Source organism: Acidobacteriota bacterium, assembly GCA_039030395.1.
In the GTDB taxonomy this organism is placed as follows: domain Bacteria; phylum Acidobacteriota; class Thermoanaerobaculia; order Multivoradales; family JBCCEF01; genus JBCCEF01.
Window position 1 is genome coordinate 103,099 of sequence record JBCCEF010000013.1, and the last position, 14,560, is coordinate 117,658.

Sequence of the window (14,560 nt, forward strand, 5' to 3'; positions counted from 1 at the left end):
CCTCGCCGGAACACCCGGACCTACTCGATCGTGAACTCGATCAGCTCGACCGGTCGAGTTGGGCCCATGATCACGAGATCGAATGGCCCGGCATCGCGGGTGCCGCCGACGGCGTAAAACGAGTCGACATAGAAGAAGTGCTGAGCGTTGGGAGTCAGGATCAAGGGGCCGAAGAACTCGTCGGACACAGCGCCACAAGGATTGCCAGGAGCGTTCTGCGCGAAGCAGCTATCGGCGCCGGCCACGCAGCTATTGCCGTCGTTGCAGGTGGTCAGCAAATAGATCGACGGGTCGTAGTCAGGGTCCGGTGTGGTGACAAAAAAAGTAGGACGAGGAGCATTGCCGGTCGTAAAGGTGTAGATCTCGTCCGGACCGGCAACGGTGGCGTAGTTGCCGTTGCAGGCGATCGGGATCGTGCCGACGGTATTGGTATTGCCGACCGTCGTTCCGTTGTCCCCGAAATTGTCGCCTTCGAAGAGGTCAGGAACCACCGTCGGTGCAACGCAGGTATCGCTGCCGGCGGTCTCCATCTCGCCGGCGGCGATGCCGGCCCGGTAGTCCGCCTTGGTTTCGTAGTAAAGGTCCGCGGACACGGCACCGCTACAGGCCAGAATCCACACCACGCCGAGCGCAACGATCCCTCTCCCTCGATCCGTCTTCCCAGGTGTGCCCATTGCCCGACCCTCCGGAAGTCTGCGACCCGCCGCTGCGCGCCAGATTGAATTCGAACTTGTTCGATCCTTTCTTCATCCTGCCGCAGCCCGAGTGAGAAATCAATCGCCAGGAAAAAGGCGGCGCTCAAAAGGAAAAGCCACCCCCGCCGAGCGAGGGTGGCTTTCCAGAGTCCTGCAGTGATCGATGGTTATTCGATCGTGAACTCGATCAGCTCGACCGGCAGCGGGCCGGTGATCGCCAGGTTGTACGGACCGTCATCACGGGTACCGCCCACGGCGTAGAAGGAGTCGACGTAGAAGAAGTGCTGGGTGTTTCCGGCCAGCGCCACGGGACCGAAGGTCTCGTCGGAGACGGCACCGCAGGGGTTGCCGCCGGCGTTCGCCGCGAAGCAGTTGTCCGCGCCGGCGACGCAGCTCGTGCCGTCGTTGCAGGTGGTCAGCACGTAGATGGACGGATCGTAGTTGGCATCCGGCGTGGTCACCAAGAAGGTGGCGTTGTTGGCCGGGCCGGTGGTGAAGGTGTAGATCTCGTCCGGGCCGGCGACGGTGGTGTAGTTGCCGTTGCAGGAGATCGGCACGGTGCCGACGGTGTCGGTATTGCCGACGGTGGTTCCGCCGTCGTTGAAGGTGTCGCCACCACCGACGCCCGGAATGACCGTCGGAGAAGCGCAGGTGTCGGTACCGGCGGTCGGCTGGTTACCGGCCACAATGCCGTTGCGGTAGTCCTCCTTGGTGTCGTAGTAGACATCCGCGGTGACCACGCCAGCGACCAACAGCAGGGCCGCGGCCAGAACAACGTACTTCGTCTTCATCAGGTTTTTCATCGCTCAAGTCCTCCTAGGGATCCAATGGGCTGGATTCGAATTGTCCAATCGGTTCCTGAGATTGTATATGGATTGCTTATTGGGTACTAGTACCCGGTTCTATTTTCCTATGGGTCCTTTTTCTTGATCCTGGGAACATCCCAGATCGGTCCAGATCCTTGTCCGCTCAGACTGCGGCGCTGTCTGGCGGCGGCACCGCCGGTCGAGGACGCGGACGCTCGAAGCGCCGCTCGGCGGCCGCGGTTTCGAGAACCGCGGGGGAAACGGTGGACCGACCGTCGCTCCGCAGCCATAGGAACAGGCTCAACTGGGAGGTCGCAATCCAGGTTTCGGAATCGTTCGAGACGGTGTCTCTGCGCACGGTGCCGAGGGAGGTTTCTTCTCCCGACGGACCGACGTAGACCAGGGCGTAGTCACAGTGTCGGCGCCAGCAGCGTCCATCGCGGAAGCGATAGACCTCTTCGCCCACCACGGCCTCGACCTCGACCATCATCGCGGGTTCGCCGCCGGCTTCGATGCGATAGAGGCGAAAATGACCTCCCGCCTCCCCGGCTCGGGCTCGCCAGGTCAGGTCGACCGGAGAAGCCGGAGCCACGCTCACCCGCTGCCACGGAACGGAGGATTGGGTCACGCCAACCGGAATCATCGAGGCACGATCCTGCGGAGAACGGGCGGAGTCGTCGCTGTCGACCGGAGCGTTCGCCCAGGCGGGCGGAGAAGCAGCGGCTCCCCACCCCAACAAGACGGCGAGTAGGCCGTGCAAGACCAATGACGAGTTCAGCCCAATCGTTCTCATGCGATAAGAAGGTGCTGCACACGGGCGTCCCCAACAAGGGCAGTGCCAGCCCGCGCTTCCTGATCGTGAAATCACTTGAACCCTACCATAATTCATCGCCATGGCTACAGGCAGGGACCGCTCGGGACCGTGCTAGCCTCACCGTCTGAGGTCGCTGCATTCCCAACGCCTTTCTATGCGCTACTCGTATTCAGGCCGCCCGCTTTCGTTGTCGGTGATTTCACTGCTGCTGGCCCTTGCCCTGCCGACGGCGACGCCCGCCGCACCTCTCGAGCGCATCCGATTCCAAATCGAGACGGCGACGGAAGGGGTCTATCGAGTGACCTACGAAGATCTCACCGCGGCGGGCCTGAGCCTCGCTTTCCTACCCAGCTCGGCGCTCCGTCTGCGACAGGGCGACACGATCCAACCCATCCGTCGCCTCGATGGGGACGATGGACGTTTCGGTCCCGGCGACCGGTTGGAGTTCGTCGCCCGGCGCCTGGCAGGCGACTTCACCTACCACCACGGCTGGGCCGACCGCAACGTGTATTGGCTGGAGACCCACAGGGAAGGATCGCCATCGATCGTCGAAAGTGCGGCGCAAGCGGGCGGGCGGCCGACTCCCCTGCGAGGGTCGATCCACCTGGAAGAGGAAGAAATCCTGCTGCGCTTCCCACGGGAAACGCTGTTGACCGATGAGGGCTGGTACTGGAAGAGGCTGAGCCATCTGGACCGGGAGCCTTTCGCGATGCCGATTCGGCTACCTCATTTGGATGCGGCGTCGAGCCGACCGGTCACCCTCCGGCTACGGTTTCGCGGCTGGTCCAAGGTGCTCCAAACCACCCCACCACAGCCCGGGTCCTCGAAGCCCGACGATCATCGAGTCGAGGTGCTGCTCGACGGCCGGGTGGTCGGCGAAGGGCGTTGGAACAACCATCGTGATGGCTACCTTCTCTCGATCGAAGGTCTGTCCGCCCGCGCCTTCCAGGGAGGCGAAGCGCGGCTTGCTCTGCGGGTACCGCGCCGGGGCCCGGAGGATCAACCCCTGGTGGACGTTTCCGCCCTGGACTGGATCGAACTGGACTATCCGCGCATCGGTCAACTCGCCAGATCCGGCCGGAGAATCACGCCGGAGAACGCACCCGCGACGGTGCGGGCCGATCCGAATCAACCGGTCGCCGTGTGGAGTGACGACGGCCAGCGGATCTCTCTGCCGGCCGGCGAGGGGCACTTCCGGCTTCCCTCTTTCCCTTCATTCTTCACCGTTGCGGACGATACCCTGCGGACTCCGGAGCGCATCACCGTCGGCCGACCACCGCGCCTGCGGAGCGAGGACCGGGGCGCCGATTACATCGCGGTGGTTCATCCCCGGCTGCGAAAGGCCGTTCAACCACTGATCCAGGCCCATCGGCAACGCGGTCTGCGGGTGGAGATCGTGGGCATTGGCGAGATCTGGCATGAATTCGGCGGCGGCGTGCCCCATCCACGGGCGCTGCGCGAGTTCCTTGCCTACGCCCACCATCACTGGCACCCACCGGCGCCGCGTTTCGTCCTGCTGGTGGGCGACGCGAGCTGGGACACGCGCAATCCGGTCATCCGCAAGCAGAACTATGCGGAGTTGCCCTACGCTCCCGGGCGGGGCCTTCTGCTCGGTACCAATCGGGCTCAGACCTACTCCGACCAGCCCTACCGCAACCGGCGGAATCTCATTCCCACCGCGTCCTACGGCTCCCTATTGGGCCATGCCGCAACGGACAACTGGTTCGTAGCCTTCGGCGAGGACGACCTCCATCCCCAAATGGCGATCGGCCGCTTCCCGGTGGTCGAAGAAGCCGAGGTCGCAGCGATCGTGGCGAAGACCCTGCGTGCCCTCGACGGTCCTCCCCCCGGACCGGAGCGCCGCGAGGTGGTGTGGATCAGCGACGGCAACTCCATTGTCGAAAGCACCAACCGCCGACTGATCCGTCAGTTGACGGCCCGGGGCTTTACGGACCGACGCATCCGCCCACAAGCGTCCGACGCTTCGCCGGCCGAACGCCGTGAGCGCTTGCTCGCAGCCTTCGATTCCGGACCACCCCTCATCCACTTCATCGGCCATGGCGGGCGCAATATCTGGCGCACCGGCCTGAGCGAGGAAGAGGCGCTGAAGGATTTGTTCACCCTGGAAGATCTCGATCGTCTCCAGGCCCAAAAACAAAGTCCCATCGTGCTCTCGATGAGTTGCTACTCGGCGCCCTTCGATCACCCCAACGTCGACTCCATCGGCGAGAAGATGCTGCGCCTGGAGAATCGTGGCGCCGTCGCGGTGCTCGCCGCCAGCTCTCGCAATTCCCCATCCTTTCGCATGAGTTGGACGCTGCTGCGGGAACTGCTCGACAGCGACACCCTCGGCGAGGCGATCCAGATCGCCAAGGGAAAGACCAACAATCGCGATTTCATCGAGCAGTACAACCTGCTCGGCGATCCGGCGCTCCCGGTTGGGCTGGCGGCGGCGGACCTCGTTTTGCGCGAAGCCACCACCCTGGCGGGCCGTGAGCGCGCGGTCTATCTGAGCTTCGGAGAGACTCGCGGGACGCCAGCCCAGGGAATGCTCGAATGGTTGGGAGCCGGCGACGAAGTGATTTTCGAGCAGGCGGTTGAGTTGCGCCGAGATGGCGCTATTGTTGCCTTCGCCGGGCCGCCGGAGCGCGCATCGAGGGTTCGTGCGGTGCGCGCCTATCTGTGGAACCCGGATTCCGGCGCCGATGGCGCCGGGCGCCTCCAATTGATGCCGAATCCACCGCCGCGGCGCCTCGCCGCCCGCAACCTCCCTGAGGAGAGTCCAAGATGACACGTCGTCTCGCCCTTCTACCTTGCCTTGCGCTGGTCGTCTCCATCGGCTGTGGAGCCCCGGACACCAACCCCGACACCAGCTCCGGCCCCGGCAACGAGCCGGCCGCTGCTCCGGAACCGGCACCCGCACCGCAGGCGCGGGCGCGCGACGACGCCAACCGCATCGCCTGGCGAACCGCCAGCGAGGTGGACAACTTTGGCTACGACATCTACCGCGCGGAGAGCCCCGATGGCCCCTTCGAGCGCATCACGGAGCAGCCCCTAGAGGGCGCCGGAACCACCGATTTGCCTTCGAGCTACGAGTACTTCGACGAGACCATCGAGTACGGCAAGGAGTACTTCTACTACGTCGAATCGATCTCGATGAACGGCGAGCGGCAGCCGTTCACGCCGGTTTCCCGGGCGGCGCCCAAACCGGGGCCGTCGGCACGGGAAGGCTCGGAAGAAGGCTAGGTGGAAGCGGCAGCGCGATCGGAGGACGTTGCGTTGCGGTCGAGCAACGCCCCGCCAAGGGCCGCGAAAAAGACGAGGGCCGGAAGCATCTGGATGCGGTAGCGCGTTTTGACGTGCAGGACCAGAAAAAGCCCCAGGTTGTAAACCAGAAAGAGCCCAAGGACCCACCACCAGCGACGTTGGACGAGGGACAGGCCTCGACCTTTCCACAGCCAGCCCACCAGCCCAACAGCGGCCCCGACCAGCAGCGCAAGGTACATCCCCCAACTCACGAACCGGAGGATCCAGGCCAACCCTGCCGGCGTCTGTCGGTAGCCCGCTCCAAGCTCGGCGATCGCTCCGCCGGGGAGCTGGTCCGTCAAGAACGAACCGGGAGCAAACAAGCGCCCGTACTGGCTACTGACCTGATCCCGCAGCACCGTCGCCAGGCCCCTTTGCCGCACGAAGGAACGAATTTTCCGCCACAGAATGCGGTCGCGTTCCGCGGCGGTCGCGGCGCTCGCCCGGTAGGTACGGGCCTCACGCACCACCAGACTGACCGCACCGGAAGCGTCCTCGCCGGAGTCTGCTGCTCCCTCATTGAGGCCTACCCAGAGGTTGAAGGCAGCGCTCGACGCCACGGCAAAGCGGCCTTCGCGCCGGGCGTTTTCGAGCATCGTCGGCAGCAGGAGGAGAAAGGCAAGGCCCGCCACCGCCGCTACCCGCTGGAGACCCTTCGGCTCGCGGGCGAGAGGCCACAGGAGCACCGGCAGGAAGGGGCCGAGCAGGCTCTTGGTCGCCAGGGCCAAGGCGACCAACGCCCCCAGCAGCACCATCCACGGCCACGAGCGGCGGCCGGTGATGAGGATCCAAAGAATTCCCGAAAACCACAGTAAATGGGGCACTTCCGGCCAGCGGTAGTGAGCGAAGGCGGCCAAGGGTGGATAGGTTGCCAACCAGAGGGTCGCGTACCGCACCGACTGAGTTCCCTGCGGCAGGAGGCGGGCGAGGACCCCGCGGAGTAGGACGATGGCGGCAGCGAGGGCCGCCACCTGCAGCCCCGTCAAGAGGGCCTCACCGGGAATCCAGGCGAGCAGCCGAGCATAGAGCGGCGGCCACAGCAGATCCGGCGAGAAAGGCTCGCCGGAACGCAGGGCCTCGGCGGCTGCCCGGTAGGTACGTTCGTCTCCGAAAGGCCGCCGCGCCGCCGGCCAGAGAGCGATCACGGTGAGCAGAGCGTGCACCGCCAGCCCTACCAGAATCGGCAAGTAGCGCTCGGTTCTCTCCACGTTCGGCAACCGAGGCTGCCGGTTTCCCGCCTCGGGCGTCATCCTAGATGTCGAAAACCAGCTCGAAAAAAGTCTGCAGCAGGCCGTTCGCCTCGGGACTCGGCCGGAAGCCGGCCAGCGCCTCGGCGCGCTCTTGAGCGTTCATATTCTCGGCGTAGCTGTCGAGGTAGCGCTCGAAGCGGCGGCGGTTCTCGGCTCCGTCCAGTTCCGGATGGAACTGACTGGCCCAGATCGGCCGATCCGGCACGCGGAAAGCCTGGAAGGGACAAAGATCGCTCTCCGCCAGGTTTTCGTACTGCGGCGGCAGGGCAGTCGCCCGGTCCTTGCGGCCGAGTTGAGCCGAAAAGCGCTCCGGCAGCGTGCCGAACAGCGGATCGTCCTTGCCGGCGGCGGTCAACCGAATGCCCTTGGTGCCCACTTCCAGGGTCGGGGGGTCGAACACGATCGTGCCGCCGAGAGCCTCGACCATGCACTGGAACCCGAAACACGAAGCGAAGGTCGGATGGCCGGAGTCCACCACCCGGCGCAACAGCTCGAACAGCTTTTCCTGTTGCGGCAGGTGGCCCTTGGAGACGTAGTACTCACCGCTACCGCCAATCAGCACGGCATCGTGACGCCGGACGGTCTCCCAAGCGGGCGGTCCCTCCAGCAGGTCGTGGGTCGCCACTCGGTCGAGGGGCAAGCCGGAGAACTCGGCGAAGGAACGGTGTTCCCGCGGCCGCGCCGGGTCCGTCACCTCCCGCGCCTGGAGGAGCAAGGCATGAATGGGCATCGCGGAATTCTACCCTCTCCGCTCGGCGGCGACGCACGGCCGGCGATAGAATTCCGCCCGATATGAGCCCTCCCAAGTCGTCCTCCCCTCGGCAGAGCCTGCCGGTCCAGGCGCTTCCCTCGGAGGCGCCCACCACCCCCGGCCGCATCGCTGCCATCGACGTGGGTTCGAACTCCATCCACATGGTGATTGCCGATCCTGACGCCGCCGGCGGCTTTCGGGTGGTGGATCGAGAGAAGGAGATGGTGCGTCTCGGCCGCAGCGCCCTGTCGAAGCACCGGCGCCTGTCGAAGAAAGCCGTGCGCGACGGTCTCGAAGCCCTCGCCCGGATGACCACCCTGGCCCGCCTGCGGGGCGTCACCCGCACCGCGGCGGTGGCGACCAGCGCCGTACGGGAGGCGGAGAACGGACAGGACTTTCTCGATCAGGTGCGCGCCCGCTCCGGCCTGGAGGTGCGGCTCCTCTCCGGCGAGGACGAAGGCCGACTGATCTACCGGGCGGTACGGGAAGCGGTCGATCTGGGTCAAGGCCACACCGTCGTGGCGGACATCGGGGGCGGCAGCACCGAGTGGATCCACACCGTCGGCGGGGCTCTCGAGGCGGTCGTCAGCCTGCGCCTAGGCTCCCTGCGCTGCGCCGCCGATCTCAAAGGCAGTCCGCCGTCGGCGAAGTCCGTGCGCAAATTGAACAAGGCGATCGCTCAGCGACTCGACGCCTTGCCGGCGCCGCCAGCCTGCGATCTGATGGTCGCCACCTCCGGCACCGCCGCCTGTTGCGCTGACCTGGCCGACCACTTCGCAGGCCGGAATCCGCCCACCACCCCTTCCGGCCTGCGCGAACTGCGGATCAAAGATCTCGATCGGGTGATCGAGCGGCTGGCGGTGATTCCCCAGGAGAAGATCGTGCTGCTGCCGCCGGTGGCTCCACAGCGCTCCGGATCGATCTTTCCGGGCGCCTTGATCCTCCGCCGCGTCGCCGCCCTCGCCAAGGTCGACCGCATTCAGGTGAGCGACCGGGCGCTGCGCGAAGGAATCGTGCTCGATCTCGTCGGTCGTTCCCTCGATGAACTACCTGAACCGGGACAGATTCGCGCCGAGCAGATCGACTCTTTCAGTCAGCGGGCTCCGGCCATCTACGAGCACCACCGAACCACCGCCCGACTGGCGGCCCGCCTGTTCGACCTGACGGTTTCGGTCCACGGCCTCGGCCCGCGCGAGCGAGAGTGGCTGGAGTACGCGGCGATGCTCCACGACATCGGCTACCTGGTCGGCTACCGACGGCACCACAAGCACAGCTACTACCTGATCACCAGCGCTCCTCTCGACGCCTTCGATCCGCGGGAGATCGCCGTGATCGCCCACGTCGCCCGCTACCATCGGCGGGCCACCCCATCAAAGAAACACCCGACCTTCGCTGCCCTCAAGGGCTGGCAGCAGACCAGCGTTCGCAAGCTCGCTCCTCTGCTTCGAATCGCCGACGCCCTGGACCGCAGCCACGCCCAGAGGGTAGAAAATCTCTACTGCTCGATCCGCAAGAAGAAGGTCGTAATGGAGGTGATTTCGTCCCTCGACATCGACCTCGAATTGCGTTCGACCCGCGAACGGGCTCGCCTGTTCAATAAGGTCTTCGGCTGCAAAGTCAAGGTTCGCCAAGGCCTCGAACCCGTCGACTAGCAGGTTTGCTGGGCGCCCGCACACGGTCCGCCCCTCGCGCCAAAAAGCTTAGCTTTCTTGGCTCACCCCGTCCTCGCTGCCTGCGGCGCTGCCTCGTCCTGGGGAGCCCAGCCCCGCGGGCTCGGAAGGCGCCATCAGGTTGCTGTAAACTCTTACTTCGAAACCCATCGCCGCAAAGAAAACGTACCCTGGGGGCTACATCGGCGATGGAGTGAGGAGGAGAGAAGGTGTCGGACACCCCCGACCGCATCAGCGCCGCGTTGTTGAACATCGACGAGAAGGAAGCGGAGCGCCTGGTGCGCAAAGCCATGCCGCACGGCGAACGGACCTGCGGACCGAACCGGGCCGAGCACAAGATCGTGGGACTGAGCCTCGCTTCCGAAGGCCGCCATCTCGCCCAGCAAGAGTTGATGTTTCTCCGCCTGCACGCCAACGGCCTCGCCCATCTGGTGGGTGAGGCGCACCGCGCGGCGCGGGAGATGGCGGACCGCCTCGGTCTGCCTCTGCCGGAAGCGGCCGACCGGGTGATGAACCGGATGATCGAAGAAAAAGGCCGCTAGGCCGGACTCTCCTCGGTGGCGGCGTCGCCGCCCGTGCCTTCCGACGGCGGCGTGATGCCCAGACGATCCTGCTCGGTTTTGCGCCAGAACTGGATCATGCCAAAAAAGTGGTCCGTGAACTGCTCGATCTCGTGCTCCGGGAAGAGCGCCGCGACCTTGCGGTGGACGGCGTCGTGGGCTACATCGGAACCGAAAAAGTCAATCGCCACTTCGTCCAGATGGGACAGATGGCGTTCGCAGAACTCCTCGAATTCGTCCGCCTGGAAGCGCTCCCGCGCCAGGGCTCCGTAGGCCGCCAGTCGCTCGCGGTACTTCATACCATCGCGCTCGGCGAGGTCGTAGAAGGGCTGCCAGTCGAGGTTCTGACGCATCTTTCGACCGGTCACGGCGCAGAAGATGGACCAACGCAGCTTCGCCTTGATCAACCACGGGAAGTGGTAGTGCAGTGAGGTGACCTGCGAGTCCGGGCAGGCGTTGGCGAAATCGATGGGATAAAACTCGCCGCCCTGCCGAAGGGCCTCACAGGAATTGAAGTCCCAGCCGAAGAAGCTGTTGATGGTCAGGGTCATATCCCGCAGCAGGCTGGCCTCCTCGCCATCGAGGAAGTTGAAGGCGACCTCGTAGCGGGCGTGGAGCGGTGCCGACGGGTTGTAGCGCACCGGCCGCACCTGCGGCCCCACGCCGATCGCCCGCACGAAAAGATCGTGCGGATCCACCGCCTTCTGGACGTGCATCACCCGGGTACCGCTCTCCTCGTAGGCGCGCCGCAGGTCGGCCTCTTCGCTCAGCCGAGTCACCCCGGCCCAGGCACCTCCGTCATAGGGCTTCATGAACATCGGGTAGCCGAGCTGCTCCCCCACCCGGCCCAGGTCGAAGGTGCGGGCGTAGCGCTGGAGGGTCGGCTCCAGATCCGACTTTGGCTCGTAGGCTTTGGGCGGCACCATCCAGGTGTCCGGCACCGGCAGGCCCAAGCGCATCATCGCGCAGTAGGCGGTGTGCTTCTCCATCGACTGCACCGACCAGGGATTGTTGAGGACGTAGAGATCGTCCAGAATGACGGCCTTCTTGAGCCACTCGCGGCTGGTGTGGTACCAGTGCGTCAGGCGGTCGAGCACCACGTCGAAACGCACCGGCTGGCGCAAATCGTACGGTTCGATGGTCAACCGCTCCACCTCTACCCGCACCGTGTCCCCGCCGTGGGGAATCGCCAGATCGAGATTCTCCAAAATTCCCTCGAAACAGAGCGGCCAGCAGATGTCGGCGCCGAGCGAAAGTCCGATCCGTCGTGTGATGTCAGCCAATTCTCAAATCTCCCTCATGCCGGCCGCGGGAAGCATCCCCGCCCAAGCCGTGCGCTGCATCTTACTGGAGGAGGCGCCGAAATCCGCTACTCGTACACCATCCACAGCGGCCCCGGGAACAACCAGGAGAGCCCTTCGCGCAACCGGTCGCGCCAATTCTGCCAGTTGTGGCCGTCGCGGGCTTCGCGGTAGCGCACATCCATGCCCGCCGCCTGCAGCACCGGCACCATGGTGCGGTTCTCGTAGATCAGGGATTCGTAGATGCCGCAGCTCACATAGACCTTTTCCACCGGCCGGCCGGGCTCTTCCCGGAAGGCATTGACGAAGTCCGCCACCGGGTCAAAGGCCGGCGAACGGTTGTGCCGGCCGATGTCCGAGAAGGCAAAGGAGCCGGACTGGAGAAGCAACTGATCGAAGGTACCGGGATACTTCCAGGCGGCGTGGAGGGAGGCCACGCCACCGAAGCTCGCCCCCATCAAAGCCTTCGGCCCGGACACCGGGAAGGCCTTTTCGAGACTCGGCAGCAGCTCTTCCACCAGGTACTGGGCATGGCGCGGATCGGCGCCGTACTCTTTGATGCGGTCGCTCGACGAGGTCAGGGCGACGATCATCGGCGCGATCTCCAGCCGTTCGATGAGGTTGTCGAGTACCGTTTGAAGATCCGAGAAACGCAGGTAGTCGCGTCCGTCGTGGGCGAGCAACAGGGGATAGGTGCGATTGCGTCGAAAGCGCGCCGGCAAGTACACCGGCACCCGGCGGTTCTCGCCGAAGGCGGCGCTCCGCAGGCGCAGCTCATCGAGGGTACCGGAACGCGCCTCGGGATTCGGCAGAGTCCATTCCGGACGCTCGTAACCGGCGCCGTAGAACACCGAATTCTGGCCGAACGGATCGCTCGCCCGGTTTGGGTTGAGGGGATCGCAAATCAGCCGGTGGTGCTCGCCCTTCTCGATCTCCAGTTTGTATTCGACGCGCGATTCGGCCGGCATCTCCACCGTAACGATCCACACGTCGGTACCCGGTAGACGCTCCATCTCCCGCGCCGAGGGCAGTCCGAAGATCCAGTGGCGAAGATGGACCGCGTCGGCCTCGCCGCGGTAGAAAAAAGTCGCCCGGGTACCGTCCTGGATGGGCGACTCCAGGCCTTCGAGGATCTGGTCGAGGGTGCCCGCCTCGGCCGCTTCCCGCAGGGCTTCGGCACGCGGCTTCTGAGGGCTCACCGCGAGCCTCCGGAGTTCGGCCGCCGAACGGCGCCGCTGGGGTACAAGACCCGCACTCCCTGGCTTTCGACCCAACGACCATCGCGCACCACCAGGCGGGCACCGGCGTCCAAGGTGGTTGCCCGCAAGGGCGCAAAGCGCCGGGAGAACAAAGCTACCCGCAGGGGGTCGGCGAGACGCAGACGGCGGGCCGCGTGGGGTAGCGGCAGAATGTCCGGCAGCAGCCCGAACCCGGACTCCAGGACTTCCGCATTGCCGGCGCCCTGCGGCGGGCTGTCGTGGAACAGCACGATCCGCTCCGCCAACACCATCGCCCCGGCGGACCAGGCGAACATCGGACGCTCTCCCACTTCCGGCAGTACATCGAACAAGCGCAGCCGATTGAGCAGCACGGCGACGTGGCCGCCGGCGATGGCCAGGGCCTCGCAATCGGTGAGTTCCTCGAGAATCTCGGCGCGATGCTCCTCCAGCGCCTCGCTGACCTCCCCCCGGCGTTCGTCCTCGAACTGTCGGTGGGTCTCGCGTACCCGATTTTGGAGATGGGTGTCGAGGTCCCGCAGGGCCTCGATGGCGGCCGCCTGCTCCGGCTCGACGACCTCCGGTTCGTCCTTGCGCCGCAGGAGCTCGCGGGCGGCGCCGAGGGTGGCGTCGAGGCGCAGGCGATAGAGCTTCTGGAGTTCCTTGAGGCGATTCTGCCGCCGCCGCAGAGCGGCGAACAGCGCTTCATCGGCGGCAAAGACCTGCTCGGCCCGGTAGTGCAGACGCAGGTTCACCACCCGCCGGCCGAGATGGTCGCGCAGCTCCGCGTCTTCCCCCTCGCGCTCCTGCCATCCGGCGGTCACCGCCGCGATGCGGCCGCTGATGCCGAGGGAATCCACCTCTCGACGCAGGCTGGGCTCGAACCGCTGCGGTCCGAGCAAGACGAGATCCGCCATCGACCTACGGTCTCTCTGATTTGAAATTCGCGGCGACCGGCCGCGGTTCAGGCGATGCCTTCGGCGGTCTCGCGAATGAGCTGATCCACCACCGCCTCGAACTTGCCGGTCTGCTCGAAGGTGGCGATCTGGCGGTCGGCGCTGGTGCCCTCGGCGAGGATGGTGCGAACGTACTCCACCTCTTTACGAATCTCCAGGTCGTCGACCACGTCGTCCACCATCTCGAGCAACTCCTCCACCAGCACCTCCATTGGCACTTCCTGCTGGCGGCCGAAGTCGATCAGATTGCCGCGGATGCCGTAGCGCACGGCGCGCCACTTGTTCTCGGTCACCAGTTCGTGGCGGTAGCGACGCCAAGACTGGTTGGCGCGGCGCAGGCGGATCAACTTGGTGCAGATGGCCAAGATCAGCGCGGCGATGCAGATCGCCTCGTCGACCTTGGTGCAGATGTCGCAGATCCGGAATTCGAGGGTGGGGAACGTCGAGTGCGGGCGCATGTCCCACCAGATGGTCGAGCCGTCTTCGATCGAGCCGGTGCGGGTGAGGGTGTTGAGGAAGTACTCATACTCGCTGAAGGACTTGAAGGCCGGCGGCGGGCCGGTGCGCGGCAGACTCTCGAACACCACCGAGCGGTAGGACTTCAAACCGGTGGCCCGACCGTGCCAGAAGGGCGAGCTAGTGGATAGGGCCAGCAGGTGCGGCAGGAAGTACCGCGCCTGATCCATCACGTCGATCAACAACTCCTTGTCGGCAATGCCAACGTGGACGTGCATGCCGAAGATCAGCATCCGCCGAGCCACCTCGGCCATCGCCTTCTCGTGCTTGGCGTAGCGCTCCGCCGGGGTGACCTTCTGCTCCGTCCACTTTGAGAACGGATGGGTACTGGCGGCGGCGACCGTCAGCCCGTGACTCGACGCCAGTTCGCTGACCGAGCGGCGCAGCCGCTTGACCTCTTCCCGCGCCTCGTCGATGGAGCGGCAAATCTTGCTGCCCACCTCGACCTGGGAGGTCAGAAACTCCGGCTTGAGCTGATCCTTGAGGATCATTCGACCTTCTTCGAAGAACTCTTGAACGTAGGAGGTGACCTCCCGCGACTCCGGTTCGATAAGTTGGTACTCCTCTTCGATACCGATCGTAAAATCCGCTTTCGGCATAGCTTCTGGTCTCCTTGGCAGAGGTCGTAGAGAAAAGTGTACCAGCTAGCCCCGTCCCCGGCGGCAAGCCGCCGCCGAGCCCTCGCGGCTCGGTCGCGTGGCACCCGACGTCCTCTTCG

13 protein-coding genes are annotated in these 14,560 nt (G+C 65.3%); 4 read left to right on the top strand and 9 right to left on the bottom strand.

Annotated features, from left to right (window positions below; genetic code table 11):
* Nucleotides 1-20 precede the first annotated feature (20 nt).
* The 3 genes from AAF481_13365 to AAF481_13375 all read right to left on the bottom strand — a co-directional run bounded on the left by AAF481_13365 (nucleotide 21) and on the right by AAF481_13375 (nucleotide 2,144).
* Complete coding sequence (locus AAF481_13365) at nucleotides 21-674, bottom strand: hypothetical protein (GenBank protein ID MEM7482159.1); 654 nt, start codon at nucleotides 672-674, stop codon at nucleotides 21-23.
* Nucleotides 675-862: 188 nt separating this feature from the next.
* Nucleotides 863-1,498 (bottom strand): hypothetical protein, encoded by a 636-nt coding sequence (locus AAF481_13370; protein MEM7482160.1) that lies wholly within the window; start codon nucleotides 1,496-1,498, stop codon nucleotides 863-865.
* A gap of 166 nt (nucleotides 1,499-1,664) precedes the next feature.
* Complete coding sequence (locus AAF481_13375) at nucleotides 1,665-2,144, bottom strand: hypothetical protein (protein ID MEM7482161.1); 480 nt, start codon at nucleotides 2,142-2,144, stop codon at nucleotides 1,665-1,667.
* 364 nt (nucleotides 2,145-2,508) lie between these two features.
* Between AAF481_13375 and AAF481_13380 the strand changes: the two genes are divergently transcribed.
* Both AAF481_13380 and AAF481_13385 read left to right on the top strand, forming a co-directional pair.
* Nucleotides 2,509-5,106, top strand: a complete 2,598-nt coding sequence (locus tag AAF481_13380) for a C25 family cysteine peptidase (protein ID MEM7482162.1) — start codon at nucleotides 2,509-2,511, stop codon at nucleotides 5,104-5,106.
* Nucleotides 5,103-5,561 (top strand): hypothetical protein, encoded by a 459-nt coding sequence (locus tag AAF481_13385; protein ID MEM7482163.1) that lies wholly within the window; start codon nucleotides 5,103-5,105, stop codon nucleotides 5,559-5,561. Before AAF481_13380 ends, AAF481_13385 begins: the two co-directional genes overlap by 4 nt.
* On the opposite strand, the gene AAF481_13390 is transcribed toward AAF481_13385, so the two are convergent.
* Together AAF481_13390 and AAF481_13395 are read right to left on the bottom strand one after the other, a co-directional pair.
* Nucleotides 5,558-6,829, bottom strand: coding sequence for a hypothetical protein (locus AAF481_13390; protein MEM7482164.1), 1,272 nt, complete (start codon nucleotides 6,827-6,829; stop codon nucleotides 5,558-5,560). The genes AAF481_13385 and AAF481_13390 overlap by 4 nt on opposite strands.
* 43 nt (nucleotides 6,830-6,872) lie before the next feature.
* Entirely contained in the window at nucleotides 6,873-7,601 is a 729-nt protein-coding gene (locus AAF481_13395) for a type 1 glutamine amidotransferase (protein MEM7482165.1), read from the bottom strand.
* 62 nt (nucleotides 7,602-7,663) lie between these two features.
* Here AAF481_13395 and AAF481_13400 point away from each other — a divergent pair, with 62 nt between their 5' ends.
* Together AAF481_13400 and AAF481_13405 are read left to right on the top strand one after the other, a co-directional pair.
* A complete protein-coding gene (locus tag AAF481_13400; protein ID MEM7482166.1) occupies nucleotides 7,664-9,274 on the top strand; it encodes a Ppx/GppA phosphatase family protein in 1,611 nt (536 codons plus the stop codon).
* 227 nt (nucleotides 9,275-9,501) lie between these two features.
* On the top strand, nucleotides 9,502-9,834 hold the full coding sequence (locus AAF481_13405) for a hypothetical protein (GenBank protein ID MEM7482167.1): 333 nt from the start codon (nucleotides 9,502-9,504) through the stop codon (nucleotides 9,832-9,834).
* Here the strand turns inward: AAF481_13405 and AAF481_13410 are convergent.
* The 4 genes from AAF481_13410 to AAF481_13425 all read right to left on the bottom strand — a co-directional run bounded on the left by AAF481_13410 (nucleotide 9,831) and on the right by AAF481_13425 (nucleotide 14,441).
* Nucleotides 9,831-11,135, bottom strand: coding sequence for a hypothetical protein (locus AAF481_13410; protein MEM7482168.1), 1,305 nt, complete (start codon nucleotides 11,133-11,135; stop codon nucleotides 9,831-9,833). The two genes, AAF481_13405 and AAF481_13410, sit on opposite strands and share 4 nt — an antisense overlap.
* An 86-nt stretch (nucleotides 11,136-11,221) precedes the next feature.
* Nucleotides 11,222-12,352: an alpha/beta hydrolase-fold protein gene (locus AAF481_13415; protein ID MEM7482169.1), complete on the bottom strand. Its 1,131-nt coding sequence runs from the start codon at nucleotides 12,350-12,352 to the stop codon at nucleotides 11,222-11,224.
* Nucleotides 12,349-13,287 (bottom strand): hypothetical protein, encoded by a 939-nt coding sequence (locus AAF481_13420; protein MEM7482170.1) that lies wholly within the window; start codon nucleotides 13,285-13,287, stop codon nucleotides 12,349-12,351. The genes AAF481_13415 and AAF481_13420 overlap by 4 nt, the downstream gene beginning before the upstream one ends.
* Before the next feature lie 47 nt (nucleotides 13,288-13,334).
* Nucleotides 13,335-14,441, bottom strand: coding sequence for a carboxylate-amine ligase (locus AAF481_13425; protein ID MEM7482171.1), 1,107 nt, complete (start codon nucleotides 14,439-14,441; stop codon nucleotides 13,335-13,337).
* Nucleotides 14,442-14,560 lie beyond the last annotated feature (119 nt).